The organism is Wolbachia endosymbiont of Cylisticus convexus (assembly GCF_003344345.1).
Window position 1 is genome coordinate 1 of record NZ_QPIP01000041.1, and the last position, 18030, is coordinate 18030.

General features: G+C 34.8%; 13 protein-coding genes and 2 pseudogenes. 10 read left to right on the forward strand and 5 right to left on the reverse strand.

Translation table 11 applies throughout. The features are described from left to right. From Wcon_RS05345 to Wcon_RS12790, 3 genes and pseudogenes are all read right to left on the reverse strand, one after another. Positions 1-1140 (reverse strand): hypothetical protein (locus Wcon_RS05345; RefSeq protein WP_114517492.1); only part of this gene is annotated, 1140 nt, incomplete at its 3' end. Positions 1141-1144: 4 nt separating this feature from the next. Next, on the reverse strand, positions 1145-3067 hold the full coding sequence (locus tag Wcon_RS05350; protein WP_114517493.1) for a DUF4815 domain-containing protein: 1923 nt from the start codon (positions 3065-3067) through the stop codon (positions 1145-1147). A gap of 6 nt (positions 3068-3073) precedes the next feature. After that, positions 3074-3764: pseudogene (locus Wcon_RS12790) on the reverse strand (hypothetical protein). Between the two features lie 251 nt (positions 3765-4015). Between Wcon_RS12790 and Wcon_RS05360 the strand changes: the two are divergent. The 7 genes from Wcon_RS05360 to Wcon_RS05390 all read left to right on the forward strand — a co-directional run bounded on the left by Wcon_RS05360 (position 4016) and on the right by Wcon_RS05390 (position 12748). Further along, positions 4016-4504, forward strand: coding sequence for a sigma-70 family RNA polymerase sigma factor (locus Wcon_RS05360; RefSeq protein WP_114517494.1), 489 nt, complete (start codon positions 4016-4018; stop codon positions 4502-4504). A gap of 52 nt (positions 4505-4556) precedes the next feature. Further along, on the forward strand, positions 4557-5360 hold the full coding sequence (locus Wcon_RS05365; RefSeq protein WP_114517495.1) for an ATP-binding protein: 804 nt from the start codon (positions 4557-4559) through the stop codon (positions 5358-5360). 23 nt (positions 5361-5383) lie between these two features. Beyond that, positions 5384-6184 (forward strand): AAA family ATPase, encoded by an 801-nt coding sequence (locus Wcon_RS05370; protein WP_114517496.1) that lies wholly within the window; start codon positions 5384-5386, stop codon positions 6182-6184. Positions 6185-6214: 30 nt separating this feature from the next. After that, positions 6215-6706, forward strand: a complete 492-nt coding sequence (locus Wcon_RS05375) for a hypothetical protein (protein WP_114517497.1) — start codon at positions 6215-6217, stop codon at positions 6704-6706. After that, on the forward strand, positions 6703-7887 hold the full coding sequence (locus Wcon_RS05380) for an AAA family ATPase (protein WP_114517498.1): 1185 nt from the start codon (positions 6703-6705) through the stop codon (positions 7885-7887). Before Wcon_RS05375 ends, Wcon_RS05380 begins: the two co-directional genes overlap by 4 nt. Before the next feature lie 35 nt (positions 7888-7922). After that, positions 7923-10022 carry an AAA family ATPase gene (locus Wcon_RS05385; protein WP_114517499.1) on the forward strand — a complete coding sequence of 700 codons (2100 nt, stop codon included), beginning with the start codon at positions 7923-7925 and terminating at the stop codon, positions 10020-10022. Between the two features lie 1307 nt (positions 10023-11329). Then, the gene (locus Wcon_RS05390) at positions 11330-12748 is read left to right on the forward strand and encodes an AAA family ATPase (RefSeq protein WP_114517500.1); all 1419 of its coding nucleotides are present in this window, start codon (positions 11330-11332) and stop codon (positions 12746-12748) included. A gap of 648 nt (positions 12749-13396) precedes the next feature. On the opposite strand, the gene Wcon_RS05395 is transcribed toward Wcon_RS05390, so the two are convergent. Together Wcon_RS05395 and Wcon_RS05400 are read right to left on the reverse strand one after the other, a co-directional pair. Continuing rightward, positions 13397-14512: a hypothetical protein gene (locus Wcon_RS05395; RefSeq protein ID WP_114517501.1), complete on the reverse strand. Its 1116-nt coding sequence runs from the start codon at positions 14510-14512 to the stop codon at positions 13397-13399. Next, positions 14478-15710 carry a hypothetical protein gene (locus Wcon_RS05400; RefSeq protein WP_114517502.1) on the reverse strand — a complete coding sequence of 411 codons (1233 nt, stop codon included), beginning with the start codon at positions 15708-15710 and terminating at the stop codon, positions 14478-14480. Before Wcon_RS05400 ends, Wcon_RS05395 begins: the two co-directional genes overlap by 35 nt. A gap of 217 nt (positions 15711-15927) precedes the next feature. Between Wcon_RS05400 and Wcon_RS05405 the strand changes: the two genes are divergently transcribed. The 3 genes and pseudogenes from Wcon_RS05405 to Wcon_RS05415 form a co-directional block, all read left to right on the forward strand. Continuing rightward, the gene (locus tag Wcon_RS05405) at positions 15928-16392 is read left to right on the forward strand and encodes a crossover junction endodeoxyribonuclease RuvC (RefSeq protein ID WP_114517503.1); all 465 of its coding nucleotides are present in this window, start codon (positions 15928-15930) and stop codon (positions 16390-16392) included. Positions 16393-16501: 109 nt separating this feature from the next. Then, complete coding sequence (locus tag Wcon_RS05410) at positions 16502-17713, forward strand: DNA modification methylase (protein WP_114517504.1); 1212 nt, start codon at positions 16502-16504, stop codon at positions 17711-17713. A 16-nt stretch (positions 17714-17729) separates the two neighbouring features. Further along, positions 17730-18030, forward strand: a pseudogene (locus Wcon_RS05415) (hypothetical protein); the annotation flags it as partial.

Sequence of the window (18030 nt, forward strand, 5' to 3'; positions counted from 1 at the left end):
AACCGTTCCACTTAAAACTAATTTTATCCTTGTTTCATTGCCATTAAAGTTTGTCAGCACATGAGTTCTCTCTACCCAATTTTCTCCAATTGGTTTTCCTGATGTTAAATTTACTAATTGCCAATCCACATTTTTTTGCACATATGCTTTTACATCTGCAGTGCCAGGTATTAGCGCATCATACGTTATGGTAATTTTAGTGTTAGCTCCTGCTGTAATACTTCTTGTAACATAATCTCCAGACTCTGAAAGATTACCTAGAACTAGCTGTAACCCTGGATATAGCACTGGACTTTTTTCTTTTGACCCTTTTAAATTTGCCTTTACTGTTAACTCTCCAGATAGTCTTTCACGCAGCGCGAGCGGCAAGTTATCAGATAGAAAATTTTCTTTTCCTTCTTCATCTGTCAGAATAAATTCTACATTGGTATCAAATGCTACTTTTTCGACGTTCGTCAAAACAATTAAATCTGAAGTATTGGTTGCTGTAACTTTGCCAAGATCAATAACATGAGAATTTTCGCTAAATTTTGCAGCTAGTAATCGAAACGTTAAATCTAAATTTTGATGTGGAGTCCAGGTGCTTGCATTACTTGATGATAGTAATACTCCTACTTGATATGGCTGACTTGTTACCCAACGGCTATTTACTGCATCATATTTGCCAAGTTCTGCTATTTTTACTGCAGTACCAGGATCATCAGTAAGTAGCACTATTGCATACTCTTGTTCTGCATGGCAAAACACTGGTGACCACTCTATACGTGTTGCTGTGCCATCTACTTTTATATCTTTCGGCTCAATATAGCTTTCAGCAATAACAGTCTGCGATGGCATTCCCACTGCTGTTTCTCTAATCTGCACAACAACACGTTTTTTGCCTTTATTTATAAACCATAACTCTAGACCTCCTATGTGTCTGCTCTCATTTAAAGTAAATGTTTGCGCTAAAGGATCAACTCTTCTTGCTGCGATAATTCTTCTTCTCTCTTCTATGGTAATAGTTTTTTTACCAGTATAAGTTGCCTCTCCATAGCTTCCTTTATCACCATAAAACTGTACTAATTTAGTACCTGCTGGAATATTTGCTGGGATTTTTATTTTTCCACTTATTTGTCCTTGATTGTTAACTATTAACATATTTTTATGCTATAGGTTGAATAATTATTCCGTCAAATTTTATCTCTTTAAGCTTCTCACTTGGCTCAAAACCTTCAATTTCAAAATTCTGTACTGCTTCTCTCATAAATTCAGTTTCGTATGAAGTACTTGACAGCAGCTCTGTTGTTTCTTTAACATTAAATACTCTTGTTACTGGACTTTTCCAATTCGTGGTAACCTCCGTCCAGTGGTCTATATTTTTATTTAGAGTAATTTGTGCCGGAACTGGATCAAAAGCTTGATACGGGTTAATCTTTTCTCCTTTAGTCTGTAAAAGCTGCTCCAGTACCGGTTCAAGTTTATAAGGTAAAAGATAAGGTTCTTTACCTCTTTCAACATCAATAATTTCCACATCTATAGGTAAAATTAATTCTTTGTTTACTATTGCTGCAGACTGCGAAATTCCTTGATCGCGCATATCATCATCAAAGAATGAATCAACAAATACTCCTTTTTTGGTGGTAGGTTCTCTTGAATTTGCATCACTGCGTAAACGCTCCTGTGCAACCAGCGCATAAAGATCATTTATTCCTTTTTTCATTGCTTCAAGCTCATTCATCGGTACAGCATGAATAGCATTATTCACTATTTTTACCCCTTCGCCTTTTTTCCACGTCTGATGAATGTAGCAGAGCAAAAGTTGTCCACTAGGCGCTCTAGGCATTGATGGTCGCCAAGGGTGAGCTATGCCTTTTATTCTTCTTACCACTCCTTTGCTATCGATAGTAATTAAATCATAGCGGGGCATTTTCCAGGTGTAATCAACCAGAACCAAGCTGTTATCAACTGCACCTCTTACTTTACATCCCTCTTCGCTTATATCTTCAGGGCTTATATGAGTGCGGCAGCGATAGGTTATCAGGTAACTACTTCCAGGAGCTGGTTCTTTACCAGGTAATGACCAATCAACGTTTCCTGCGTTTAATTTGTAATCTATACTATTTTCATAAATAACATTGCCTTGTTTAACTTGAATAATCTCAAGTACTGCAGAGTCAGGAATAGCTCCAGAATATGAACCGTGAGTAACAGTAATAGTTTTTTGAACAGTTATGTCTACTTTTTTGATTTCACTTATTGGAAAATCATTAACCTTCAGTTCCATTACTCTTTGGCTATTTGGCTGAAAAGTATGTGGTTCTGATTCAACTGATTTTATATCCGGATCTTCATCAAAAGAAACACGAATACTGTGAGGAAGTTCAATCTCATAGCCATCAACATGAGCTTTGCCCTCATTAATCACAAATATTTTTTTTCCTCCTTCTCCCTCTTCCTTTTGCAGGAACATTACTTCAAGACCATTTACGACATAGGAACCATTGGCTTCTTTGTCATAACGAGCAAGAGCAGTAGTTACTATATTTGCTTGTGGTGGCGGTGAATGTTCTATTAATACTCCATTTTCAATGTTATAAATTGGATAAAATTCTCCATTTACAGAAAAAGGGGAAGAAACACCTTCAGATTGATAACCCCAAATGGTAGAAACTTTAAGTCTTGCTGCTCCTACTTCCTGATAATTTCTTGTACCAACAGCAGGATCACGAAGATTTTCATCCTCAAGCTCTGTAATCGTAGATTCTAGATAATAAACACCTATACGAACTGTGGTACTCAGTGGAATAATAAATTCTTCTTTTTCGACTTTTCTCACTGCTCCACGAAGATAGATTTTTCCTGATTCAAGCGTAACTTTACCAGTTTCTCTATCTATAATACAATTGCTTCCTATTATAACATCACCATCACGAAATATTGCATCACCTATGCCTTTAAGCTTAGAGAGAGCATACTCCTGAGTCTCGTTTAATTCTGCTGATTGTAGACCTCTTCCTGCCAGGAACAAACTTTTTTCGTATTCTTTGTCAGGATTAAAGCGGTTATAATAACTATTTAAGGTCATTTTGTTTCAAAAAGTTACAACAAATGAAAAAGTTTCCCGAGTTGCAGATGTTCTGATAAGTGGTACGGTATGTTCTAAAACTAACAAAATTCCAGGATTTTCCACGTCTTTTGGCTCGAAATATCTCTGTCCTTCAGGTAATCCTTCTTTTATTTTAGTACCAACCATAACCCCTAATTCCCGTATAACTTGATTTGCTGCATCCGTGAAATCGAAAGTAAATTTAAGGTACAAATTATTGGTTGGTACATTTGAGGACCTAAACCTCCCTGTTGGAGTCAAAAGCTCTCCATTCTCATCACCTGTGCAAAAGAGAACCTCATCTGCAGTACGTCTGCCAAGCTCATTGAGCAGTTTTTCAGAAGTTATCAGCTCTGGTGGTGTGCTTTCACTATATTCTACAGTAACTGCACTATTTGCCCTGATAGAGCTATTTTCCGTACGTTTTATTACACCACTACTGCTATCAACTATATAATCTATACTTGGCTGATAAGTTGTTTGTCCGATAAAAACTTTTACGTCTTTAATGGGATGGTGATCAAGCTTGATTTCGTTATCAGCTGCTAAAAGTTTTTTTTTCTACTTTATGATTGCTTTCCCAATTAGCATCACCACTGCCCCAAGCAAGATGGATAGATTGCTTTTTTATGCTGGCTGCTATTGCTGCTCTTCCTGATTGTGTAAGAATTGACACCTGTGATGAGTTTGAAAGGCTTATATAATATATATTCAGGATTTGGAAAATTTTTGTCCAAAAAAAATGAATTTTTGCCTAATTTTTTGTTGCAGTATTATTTAAATTTGGATGTGTATTATTCTTGAAGAAAAGTAATTGAATATCAGTAGTTTAAAAATTGCATCTGTATTATTTATTTTTGCCCCTGTCCTACAAAGTGCACCTATAGGTTCTCATCCTTAAAGCATTAATTGTTTTAGGGAAAAGTTATGAAGCTAAAAACTGCCATAGTTGTTCAAAATATACGGTATCAAGCTAGGAGATTAAAACTTTTTGAATGCTTTACTCATGAAACTCATGAAGATCTTGAGCAAGAACTTTTCTGTGAAATTTGGACTTATCTTGATAGATATGATGAAAGTAAAGGTAGCTTTAACACTTTTGTAGCAAGATTAACTGAACGTCGTGCCAACAACTTATTGGAGAAACAACTATGTATGAAGCGCAATATTAATAACTATGTCAATATTGAGAAAACAGAAGCTTTTGAAGATGAAGTAGCGAAACGTACTGATGTAGATTACATGATTTCAATACTACCAAGAAAGATGCAAAAGATATGCGAACAACTCAAGTACTTTAACTTATATGAAGTTGCTCAGATGAACAACATATCAAGAACTACTTTAAATACTATGGTAAGAAAAATACGTATAAAACTCTCTTCCATCTACTACAAGAGCAAAAAGAAAAATTGAACATAAATTCTACCTTTCCTGAATATATAACATATACCATTGAGGTGAATAAATGACTTTTAAAATTCTAAACAATAATGAAAGATTGAAAACAACTACAGGAATAAAAGTAGTAATTTTTGGTCCTTACGGTATTGGTAAAACCAGTCTCTTAAAGACTATAAGTGAACCAACACTTTGTCTTGACTTTGAAGCAGGTCTGCTTGCTGTTCAAGATTGGCAGGGAGATTCAATTAGTGTTCGTACTTGGAATCAAGCTCGGGATATTGCCTGCCTAATTGGTGGTCCGAACCCTGCACTAAAATCTGATCAAGCGTATAGCCAAAGACACTATGAGCACGTATCAAGTAAATACAATGAAGAGTTTTCTAAATATCGATGTATTTTTATTGATAGCATCACTGTAGCATCACGTCTTTGTCTCTTATGGGCAAAAATGCAACCGGAAGCTTTTTCTGAGAGAAGTGGAAAGCAAGACATGAGAGCTGCTTACGGAATACTTGCGCAAGAGATGATGGCATGGCTCAATCAATTTCAACACATCGGAGACAAAGACATCATCATAGTTGGCACGTTAGGTCAATATCTCGATGACTGCAATCGTTCAACATGGCTGCCTCAATGTGAAGGAGCTAAAACTGCTAGTGAAATTCCAGGTATTGTTGATGAAGTAATTAGTATGGTTGGAATCAAGAAAGATGATGGTACAGAGAAACGTTCATTTGTCTGTCAGACTATTAATTCTTGGGGATACCCTGCTAAAGATCGCAGTGGCTGCCTGAATATGGTTGAAGAACCACATTTGGGTAAATTACTTGCGAAAATTAAAGCCAAAACTTTGGCTCCTATTGCTTAATTAAAAATTGGAGAACAATTATTATGGAACAAAGCTTTTTCAATATCGGTCAAAAAATTCCCTTTTTCAGTGTGAAAGAATATTTGGATGACCAATCACCGATACCAGAAGATATAATCTCACCAAGGATTCTGACAAAAAGAGGTCTATTGGTACTAGGTGGCCCACCTAAAATTGGCAAAAGCGACTTTTTGATCTCTTGGCTTATTCATATGGCAGCTGGAGTTTCATTTTTGGGTATGACTCCAAGCAAACCTATGAAAATTTTCTATCTGCAAACTGAAATCGAATATGACTACATGAAAGAACGGTTGCAACAACTTGATGAGGAACTTCTGAATATAGCTGCCAATAACTTGATCATTACACCAAGAGTACAATTATCGTTTAGTAGTGAAGAAATAGATGAAATTAAAAACGTTATTAAAGAGCGTTTTAAACCTGATATTATTGCAATCGATCCTCTTCGCAACATTTTTAACTCAAGTGAATATGGTAATGAAAATGACAATAGCGCTATGCTATTCTTTTTGCAAAAAACGCTTGAAAGACTGAGGAACATTATTAATCCAGATGCAGGTATAATCCTCACCCACCACACAAAAAAACTGTCCAAAAAGATGCTAGAAGAGGATCCATTTCAAGGTTTAAGCGGTGCTGGATCTTTACGTGGATTTTATAGCACTGGCATGGTGATGTTTGCTCATGATGAAGAAAGCACTACCCGTCAAATAGTGTTTGAGCTGCGAAATGGTGAACGTGTGGCAAGCAAGCTTGTCGATAAGATAAATGGTCGTTGGAAACTTGTAGACCAATGGAGTTGATTCTTTTTTACTTAATTTATAGGGAACAATATGCTAACAGATTTTTTAACTGATTTTAATAACGTAAAACTGCAGAGCAGTTTAATACCGAAAGGTACAATAGTCAAGGTAAAAATGGCAATAAAGCCTGGAGGTTATGAAAATTGGTTCACTAAAAGCTACACTACTGGCAGCATCTATTTAAACGTTGAATTTACTGTCACTGAAGGTCCATATGCAAAACGCAAGATTTTTCAAGTAATTGGTATTAAAAGTGGCAAAGCAAGAGTTGAAGGAGAAGATACTTGGGGAGAATCTGGTCGTTCTATGCTTAGAAGTATTTTGGAGTCAGCACGGAACATTCATTCAAATGACACTTCAGAAAAAGCAGCTATTGCTAGAAAAGTCAACTCTATAGCTGACTTTAACGGGGTAGAGTTTACTGCAAAAGTTGGTATTGAAGCTGATCGGTATGGAGAAAAGAACAAGATTGCTACGGTTATTACTCCAGAACAATCTGAAGTTGATTGGTTGCCATTTTGAAGTACGACGAAGAGAAGCTCTGGATTGCTGTAATTGAGAGAGCTATCAAAGATGCAGCAGGAAAAAATCTAGAGCTAAAGAAAGAAGCAATTAAATGGTTTGATTCAGAGTCTTTTGAAACTGTTTGTGAGCTAGCTAATCTCAGCTCTAAACGTATGAAAAGTATGTATGGGGGTTTTATGCAGAGAAAAGAAATAAAAGGATTATTGATTGATAATATTAAGGAGTGCATACCTTACCTAATTCCAAACGGTAATTTTTATCGAGAAAGGACTTATGTTGGCAACTGTTACGGGGATATGATTACGGTTAAAATAGTGGGTAAAGAAGCTGGAAATTGGCGTAATTTTACTAAAGGAATTAGTGGTGATATCATTGATCTTTGGACTTTAGTTAAAGGTGATATAAATTCCGCTAAGAAGTGGTTAAATACTAAAGAAAACACAACAGAACATAAAATTACATCGTTTTCAGCAAGGCATTACTTAAATGATAAATCACCAATGCCAAAAGATATAATAGGGCCAAGAATATTAACTCCAGGCGGTCTTTTGGTCATAGGTGGAACTCCCAAAATCGGAAAAAGTAATTTTCTTCTTTCCATGTTAGTACATTTAGCTGCTGGAGTATCATTCCTTGGTATGAAGCCTGCAAAGCCACTCAAGATATTCTATCTACAGAATGAAATGGAATATGATTACATAAGAGAGCGCTTACAGAAGTTAAGAGTCAGCAAGAAAATCCTTGATGAAGGAACAGAAAACTTAGTTATTACTAAAAAAGTACAGTTAACTTTGAATATGGAAAAAATAAAAGAAATTATGTCGGAAAATCTCGATGTAAAAACAGTTGATCTTATAGTAATAGACTCTCTTTTTGATTATAGGAATATGATCTCTTTTCTGCAAAATAGTATTGATGAACTACGCTCTATAACTAATCTTACTGCTGGAGTAATAGTTACACATTACACCAAAAAAGTGTCAACAACCACGTTAAAAAAGAATCCATTTCAAGCATTGAGTGGTGCTAATGTTTTAAGAAGTTTATATACATCTGGAGTAATGATATTTAGGCCAGAAAGGAATACTCTGCAATTGATGTACGAACTTAAAAACGGCAAACCAATACCAACAAAATTCATAAACATGGTTAACGGACGCTGGATAGCCACAGCTTAACCAAATTTCTAAACTTTAAATATATTGGAGATTTTATGGGTATCTATTGTGATTTTAATACTGCAGCTCCACGAAAAAATGCACCGTTAGTAGAAAAAGAACAACTTAAAGCTCAGCTTCTGTTAAATATCAGATCATGCCTTTCATATCTATTACCAAGAGGAACTTTTCGTGGTGATAAGTTTTATGTAGGCAATGTACAAGGTGATAAAGGAAAGAGTCTAGTAGTAGAATTAAGTGGTAGTGAAGCTGGCCTATGGCATGATTTTGCAACAGGAGAAGGTGGTGACATTATCGACCTTTGGGCGGGAGTAAATAGAAAAAGTACAAGAATAGAGTTTCCTGAAGTAATGGCTTCTATAGCTGAGTGGCTTGGTCATTTCAAAAATTCAAGTAGTCCAACTGCATATTGGGATTATTACGGTGAAAACGGCCAAGCTATTGTTAGAATCTATCGTTACGATGATGATAGTGGAAAGAGATATCTTCCTTTTGATATCAAAAAATCCACCTTTAGTGTACCAGAGATAAGGCCACTATATAATATTCCAGGTATTTTAAAGTCCGATAAAGTTATTCTTGTTGAAGGAGAAAAATGTGCAGAAGCGCTGATAGAGAAAGGAATAACTGCAACAACAGCAATGTCTGGAGCAAATGCACCTATTGAAAAAACAGATTGGACTCCACTTAAAGGTAAACACATTATTATATGGCCAGATAATGATGAAGCAGGTAAGAAATACGCTGAAAAATCTGCTATGAAACTTACTTGTCTTGGAGTTGAAGAACTTTGCATTTTGGAAATACCTAAAGATAAACCAAAGGGTTGGGACGCTGCTGATTGCGTGAAAGAAGGTGTAAATGTTGAAGAGTTCATCCTTAGTACAAAAAAGGCTCCTTCAAAAAAATCGTTGAGAATAGATACCAGAGCTTGGGCTAATATTGCTCCAGAAAGAGAATGGATTGTTAAAGATTGGCTTCCTATTGGAAGTGTTACGGCTCTCTACGGTGATGGTGGTATGGGAAAGTCTCTACTTGCTCAACAACTAATGACAGCAGCGAGCACAGGTAAATCTTGGTTGGGAATGGAAATTGAGCAGATGAAGACATATGGTGTATTTTGTGAAGATGATACAGAAGAGCTGTGGCGAAGACAGTGTGCTATAAATAGATTATATCAGTTAGATATGGAATCCTGTGACTTTCATGATAATATTGGCTTTTTATCGAGAGTGTGGAAAGATAATCTACTCATGATATTTGATAACAAAGATATAGGTAAATTAACTCATTGCTTTGAAGAATTACTTGAAGATATTAAATTGTTTCAACCAAAGCTAGTAGTTTTAGATACAGCAGCAGACTTATTTGGTGGCAATGAAAACAATCGCTCTCATGTGAGACAATTTATTCAAAGTTGTTGTGGAAAAATAGTGAAGGTAATAAAAGGAGCTGTATTATTATGTGCTCATCCTTCTGATTCAGGAATAATACGTAAAACAGGTACAGGTGGTTCAACTGCGTGGAATAATACAGTAAGATCTCGTTGGTACTTGTCAAAGCCAGATAAAGCTGATGCTTCTGGTAATGAACGAGTACTTTGCCGTAAGAAGTCAAATTATTCTGCATCTAACGAAGAAAAGATTTCATTTTATTGGCATAACGGTGCGTTTGTACAATCTGATGATACATTAAATTCAGAAAGAATAGTAAGGTCTAGCTATAATACTAAATTGGATTTAGAACGTCTAAGAAGATGTGATATAATTTTAGAGTTAATTGCTAATGAAGCATATAAAGGCGAAACTTACACCGCGGCACACTTTGCTAGGTATTTTGAGGGAAAGCTAGGCCTTGGAAGTGAACGTAGCATCCGTGAAAGGATTAGCCATCTTGCAGCTCTTGGCCACATAAAGTTCTTTAAGGAAGCTCTTGGATATAAAGTATCAAGCACTAAATCAAAGTACGGCTATTTATGTGTTAAAGACATGGAGTTAAAAATTTCTGAAAATCAACATGTGCTGGTAAAGCCAGATTATTATCTTTCACCAAATAACGGAGTAACCTTACCAGTTGAAAATCCAGACGTTTGGGTGATACATAATTCTACAAAACAAGATGGCAAAATAGTATAGTAAGTTGGCAAGATGGCAAGTTGGCAAACTGAAGAATCTGCCATTCTACCAACTTAAAATTGATAAAAATATAAGAAAATCAATAGTTTAAAGAAATAGTAAGATGGCAAGATGGCAAAAAGTTGCCAACTAGATAGCATGGGTAAAGTCCTCTTCTATAGCGGGTTTAGGGAAGTTGGCAAGATGGCAAAAATCTATATATATAAATATATACTATGCTATAGTACATAGTATATATCAGTTAAGAGAAGAACTTAACGTTTTTTGATGTCCTTTCATAATTTTGCTTTTTCTATGGAGTTGCAACCTATAATAAAAATATAAAGTAAAGGCAGTGAAAAACAAATGATCCATAATAGCGTTTTAAAAAGATTCTATGACTTCAGGGTACAAGTTTACCACCAAGACCTAAGTTACTCATGTAGGGTAGCTTAAAACTTGATTACGAGGCATCTTAATACCCCAAACTTTTATTTATTAGAAAAAACCCCATAACTAGTTTATCATGCTTTTTGTTGATTGCAAAGAAAATTTTTTGAACCTAAAGAACAAATGGTTAGTAGACTTTTTGAAACATTATTTTTGCAATAGCTTTACTTCTACCATAAGTTTAACAGAGGCTCTAACCCTCATCTTTTTTTTAACAAACGCATAACGCTGGTCTACTGAGTTTAATAGCTGAACTAAGAATTCAGATCTCCGGATTTTCCGGAATACTCAATAACTTCCAAGTGAGCTGGGTCTAGTTGCTTTAATAAGGCTTTTATGCAAGCGCGATGAAGACTTGAGGTAGAAAAGATTGAAGAAAGCAAAATAAACAGCTTTATATTCTTAATTTTTTTAGATGAGGCAAAAGCTGCATTTTAAAGCTATCTGTAACTTTAGGGTGTAAACACTTACTAGCCACACTAAAGAACGCTTATAATGCCCTCTAAAACGCAAATAAAAGGCATCTTTAGTAAACTAACTAGTTAGTTTAACACATTTTTTACACTTTGCAAAGAAAATTTTTCAAAAAAGATTGAACAACTTATGGTGAGTATAAGGGGTTATGGAGACTATTATGGGAATACAACAACTTTTATCGCAAACCTCTGAGCAATTAATTGCAAAACTCTCAGTAATGAAATTAGCAAATTGTAGAGGTAGCTCAAGGAAAAAAGTTTGAAGTTACTGCCATAGAAGAAGAAACAGAAGCTCGTAAAACTTGATTGCCCCTTAAAATGGAGACAAAGATCTAAATTTATTTATTTACGTCTCTAATTTTATCTAGTATAATGGAGACAAAGATTTATATTTTGTGTTTTATGTCTCCATCATTTATTGGTAGGCAAACTGAGTTAAAACAACTACTGGAGCTTACAGACAAAAATACTGCATCTTTTGTAGTAGTCAAAGGAAGGCGTCGTATAGGAAAAAGTCGTTTAATTCAAGAGTTTGGTAAGTATTTTGAACAATATTACTCCTTTATAGGTTTGCCACCAGAAAGGCATACTACAACGTCCTACCAACTTAATGAATTTTCTAGACAAGTTGCTAGACAATTTAATACATCTTTTGCTAGGTATGATGACTGGAGCGATTTACTATGGGCAGTTGGTGAACGTCTACTATCAGGAAAAACATTATTGCTGTTTGATGAAATTTCTTGGATGGGCTCAAAAGATCCAACCTTTTTAGGCAAAATAAAAAATTTTTGGGATACGCAGCTAAAAAATAATAACAAGTTAATTTTCGTTGTTTGTGGATCAGCTTCATCCTGGATCGAGAAAAATATACTTAGCAGCACTGGTTTCGTAGGGAGAATATCGTTAACTTTAACACTCGGAGAATTATCACTTTCTGATTGCAATGAATTTTGGCCGAAAAATATTTCAGCATATGAAAAATTTAAGGTGCTTGCAGTAACTGGCGGAATTCCAAAGTATTTAGAGGAGGTAAATTTTAAACATAGCGCTGAAGAAAATATTAAAAGGCTTTGTTTTACAAAAGGTGGGTTTTTAGTTGAAGAATTTAATCAAATATTCTCAGATTTATTCATGCGAAAAACGGCTTTTTATAAGCAAATAGTCAGAGCTCTTTCTACTGGAGCTAAAGAACAAGAAGAAATTTGTGCTACTTTAAATATCGTAAGACATGGACGCATTTCTGAGTATCTACATGAGCTTGAGCTTGCTGGTTTTATTGCAAAGGATCATACTTGGAGTATAAAAACGGGTACTGATTCACGACTCAGGAGGTACAGACTTCAAGATAATTATTTAAGGTTTTATCTAAAATATATCGAAAAAGATCTAGGGAAAATTAATCGTGACACCTACTCTATAGGGTTCTTACCAGAGTGGTATACAATTATTGGGCTTCAATTTGAAAATTTGGTGCTGAACAATAGAAAGAGTATACATAATATCTTAGGAATTGATGGAATAATAAGCGAAAATCCATTTTTTCAGAAAAGAACGCGTAATAGTGCAGGCTGTCAAATTGATTATATGATTCAAACGAAGTTTAACACTCTCTACATTTGCGAAATCAAATTTTCAAAAGATAAAATTGGTCATTCAATAATACAAGAGGTACAAAAGAAAATAGATGCACTAAATCGTCCAAAAGGCTTTTCATGTCGTCCAGTCCTTATCCACGTCAATGATGTAAGTGATGATGTTATAGATAGTGATTACTTTTCAAACATAATTGATTTTGGAGAATTGTTGAATTGTAAGTGATGTTTTTTCTGACTTTAAAAAATAATAGTTTCTACAGTTATTCTTAAGTTTATAGAGTTTGCTAACATTAGTATCTTTGGCTTTAAAAGAAGGGGATGGAGCCAAAACAATCTCTCTACTACAACACAATTCTTTAAGATGTTTTAAAGGGCTATTATAGCGTTATCTAGATAGGGGATTAGTGTTTTTATCAAAAGCTCGTGTAATCTCCTCTCAACTCAAATAAGCAGTTATTTCCAAAATGGAAACAACTCAAATAGCAAAGAAGCTGCTGTAAAAGATATAGCTGGTTTTCAAAGCTCTTTAATTCCTTAGCTGTCTTAAAATTATTTTAACTTTTTTTCAGAAACTCCCGGAAAAAGTGGTCGGTATATATTAGTATAGGGGCATTGAATGTAGATGTGCTTCAAACACAAAAGTCGGCAAACGAACAGAGTAGAAAAGATTGAAGAAAGCAAAAGAAATTTAGGCTTTTACGTAATTGAGAATTTGTATTTTTTTTAGATAAGGCAAAAACTGTATTTTAAAGCTAGATGTGACTTTAGGGTAAAATACCAACCAAAGAACGCTTCTTTAAAACTTGATCACAAGCCTTGTCACAAATTTTACTTTTTCCATTGTAACATCTTTTACTTCTCTTCAACACAGTTAACGAACTACTTTTATCAGCACAGTAAAAGGGTTAATACGGTAACCATAATCTTTACGCGATGATCCAGGCCAACCAACTGTTTGAATCACATCATTACGTTCGATGTTTAATCCTAACTTTTTAGCTAAGGTGGTTTTTATTGTTCTTTGGATTGTGTTTAGTGGTTTTCTGATGTGATGTTCTGGGTCTGCTTCTGGATCAAGATTTAGGCGCTTTTCTATTTCAGTTATGCTAAGCAACATGTGTTTTTCAGGAGGTAATTCTTTTTTACAATCATGCAAAAATTGTTCAAATAATATGCGAAAAACCTTCATACATGCTACAGCTTTCTTATTTAGAATCTCTATATTGTTTACGTAAAGTGAGCCCTCTATCAATTGCAACTCTAGTAATTCCTTCTCTTTAGGAGGTTCAATTAGATTAAGTGAAGTATGTAAGATTTGCATTGAAGTATTTGGTATGAACTCTAGTACTCCTCTTTGTGCTGCTTCTTGGAATACTTCAATTAAAGTCTTATGCTGAAAGAAAAGGTCAACCATTTTTACTGTGGGCAAATCAAGAGGTATGTTTGATGGATTTTTTCTCAGTATTACTAATACGGTTGGATTGACTCTTAGCCTATCTATGGTTAAGAATGTTGGATTGGTGCAAAAATCAAGAACAATGAGATTTACAAATTGACCTTGGTCACCAACATGATAAACTCCTCTTTCCACCTTGTGCCACGTGAAATGCGTATTACTTAGCTGACCTTCAAACCAATGCATGATTTTCTCTGGGTTTAAATATACAGATAAGCGATGAAATCTTTGCTTCTTGTAGGTATTAGGTAAAATATCACGGTTGCAATTTTCACAAATTATGTTATCGCATGCTTCGTTAAAGTCCTCATCAATGAAAATCTCATTGTTACAGTATGGATCAACTATATTTGGCCAATCTAATTTATCTTGTCTACGAGAGCAGATAATGTAAGACCTCTCTTGCATCTGAATTAATTTAAGATCTGACAAATACCTTGCTGCTTTGATGTAATTTTGATTTGGATTAACCCAAGAGCTGCCAGAATTAAGAAGATCAGAGATTTGCTCTTGGCAAGATTGTAAGACCATAAAATTGTTTTATGTATGCTTTAAAATCCTCTCTTTCCCTTTTATTCAGAGGATGTTCAGAGTAGTAAATTGCTATATACTCATCACTTCGCTTGAAAAATAAGCCTATCTTTTTGCCTTGAAATATTACTTTAATCGACTCTATAAATGGCACTATGTCTCCTACAAATGGCTTTAAAACATGCAATTCCAGTGCAATAGGATCATATGGAGCAACAGTCAAAGTGATATTAGTATAGCTGTAATTGAAACGATTTGACTGAAACTTTAACTCAAAAACACGAATATTTGAATCAGATTCATTAATACAAGTTTCTATAAATTTATGCACCTGTTCCGCGAAGTTTTTATCCTGCACATCTACAAAAATACATTCGCAACCAAAGTAACAACTTGCAATGCTATTTGCTATTTCTATAGCTTGATCGATATTTCTAGCACCAAGATCTACCTGAGTGCCATTTAGTAGAAAATCCAAAATCATCCACTCTGCCTTATGGCCATGAATGACTTTGTTTGAATTTAACAACAAATCTATATCGCTAGCTTTGCGTATTAACACATATAAACGATTCTGATGATAGAAGAAACCTTGTAGTTGATTCTCGAAACTGTCATTTCTCTTAATGTTATCTTCTTTCAGTATTTGTTGTATGATTTCCTCTGAGATAAAGTCCTTAAATGGAGTACTTGGTCGTCTTGGTATTTTTTGTAAGGCAAAAGACATGAAACTCTTTCTTTGTATTTTTTCAAAGTGATAGACAGACTTTAAAAGATTGTAATCTGCATGAAACAGTAGAAACAGCAAAGACTTCTTATCATATTTATTATTATTTTTTACAAGGTAGGATTTCATGAGTTCCGTAGTTAATGCAGATCTTGCAATTTCACTGACAGTAACTTCTAGTTTTGCACGGTCAAAACAGGTAATCAAGTAGTAAGTAACGAGAGAATCGGAATAATTAGTAATCACTTTACGTTTGTATTGTACAGATGTATTATCGTAACTTTCATCATCAAAGAGTTGAGCGTTTAATTTATTTTTAAAGGAGTTTTGAAAAATAATATTTAATTGCTTACCAGAAAGTGAATCTATCCAAGACTGACGTGTTTTTGTATTGTGAAAACGATCAAGCAAATGGTTAACAGGGACTTCTAAATCATCTTCCCAAAATTTACGATTTGGATAAATGTTCATAAGAAACTAACCACACCATAATAACATAATAGACTATTTAAATAGTTAAGATAGAAATCTGAAAGTCTTGACCAATAATTATGCAATGGCTGTTTACTGATTTTTAACCAAGTTTTTTCTAAAAAGTTTGCTTAAGAAGAAGATTTTTTGGACAAAAATTTTTCAAATCTTGAATATATATTATATAGCACTCTAGCGAAACAAATTCTGAATATAAATGTCAATCCTAACACTGGACCTTGGCAAGCAAACGGGCTGGGCAATTCTAACAGATGGAATAATTGAAAGTGGAAGCAAAAGCTTTCATGGTAGTCGTTTCAGTGGAGGTGGCATGTGCTTCTTAAATTTTCGTAATTGGCTTAATTCTTTGAAAGACATTTCTGCAGTGTATTTTGAAGAAGTGAGAAGACATCTAGGAACTGATGCAGCGCATTGCTACGGTGGTTTTCTGGCTGTTCTATCTGCTTGGTGTGAAGAACATCATGTGCCATACAAAGGTGTTAATGTTAAAACTATAAAACGCTTTATAGCAGGCAAAGGCAATGCAAGTAAGAGTGAAGTTATTGAAGCGATACGTGAAAAAAGTTTTTCACCTAGAGATGATAATGAGGCCGATGCTTTAGCTTTGATGTTCTACGTTATGAATTTTAGTAAAGATTTTAATGTATTAAAAACTCCATAAAAAGTGGGTCCTTTCAGCTAGGCTAGCGGGTTTGGTGGGTATGACCCCAGGCCTTCTTTAGCGTCAGAGATATTTTAATTATTAACTTTTTAATTAGTATAGCAATTATATGAATTTAGCAATCCACTACTATCCTATTCGAAATCTAGTTGAATATGAGCGTAATCCTCGTAAAAATGATGACGTAGTAAATAGAATGTGTGCTTCAATCAGGGAATTTGGCTTTCGTATACCAATAGTTGCAAAAAGCGATGGAACTGTGGTTGATGGTCATTTAAGACTTAAAGCAGCAAGAAAACTTGGTATGGAAAGTATTCCAGTGGTCTTAAGTGATAATCTAAATGAACCACAAACCAAAGCTTTTCGATTACTGGCAAATCAATCAGCTAATTGGGCAAAGTGGGATGATGAGCTTTTGAAAGTAGAAATTCAAGAGTTAGAAGATTTACAGTTTGATCTTAAAATGACTGGATTTGAATTAGAAAAAGTTCAACATTTCCTTGATGATTTAGATAGTGAAAAAGAAGATTTTTCTGACTTGGTTGGTGATGAAAAAAGGGTAGAAATAACAAAACCAGGGTATTTATGGATTTTAGGTGATCATCGAATCTATTGTGGTGATAGCTCTGTAGTTGAATCATATAAAGCGCTGTTAGATGATAAAATGGCAGACATTACTGTTTGTGATCCTCCATATAACGTTGATTATGGTAATAGCCAAGACAAAAAGGTATTAAATGATAATCAAGGTGAAAAGTATGAGCTTTTTCTCTATGGCATCTGTTCCCATATTTTAGCATATACGAAAGGTGCAATTTACATCTGCATATCATCATCAGAGTTTTCAACGTTGCAAAAAGTATTTGAGGAGGCAGGAGGAAAATGGTCAACATTTATCATTTGGGCAAAGAATCATTTTACGCTAGGCAGATCTGATTATCAAAGACAATACGAAGCAATGCTCTATGGATGGAAAAGCGGCAATAAACGTGAGTGGCATGGAGGTAGAAATCAAAGTGACCTGTGGTTTTATGATAAGCCAACACATAATACACTACATCCAACGATGAAGCCAGTAGAGCTAATGGAGAGAGCAATAGTAAACAGCAGCAGATCAGGAGACATAGTTCTTGATCCATTTAGCGGCTCTGGAAGTACACTGATTGCATGTGAGAGAACAGGAAGAATTTGTAGGACAATAGAGTTAGATTCAAAATTTGTAGATGTAACCATAAAACGTTGGCAAATATATACCGGAAGAGATGCCCTTTTAGCCAGTACTGGTAAAACTTTTGCAGAAATTCAAGAAGAAAATTCGTAGAAAAGAGGCAAAAAGAGTGGAAAAAATCACACAAACAGAATGGGCAAGAGAGATAGGAGTATCAAAGCAATATGTCTGTTATTTAGTAAAAAAAGGAATAGTTGAGTTGGAGGATGGACTCATTGACCGAGAACAAGCAAACAGGGCTATAGAAACAATCAGAGATCCAAGTCAACCACTGAGAAGAAAAAACTATTCAGAAAGCGGAGAAAAACTTTCCACGATGTTGCTTAAAACGCGAATAAAAAATGAAATGGAGCGAGGTAAACTTCTTGAGGCGAAAGCTAAGGCTGAGATAGGAGAACTTGTAGCAGTAG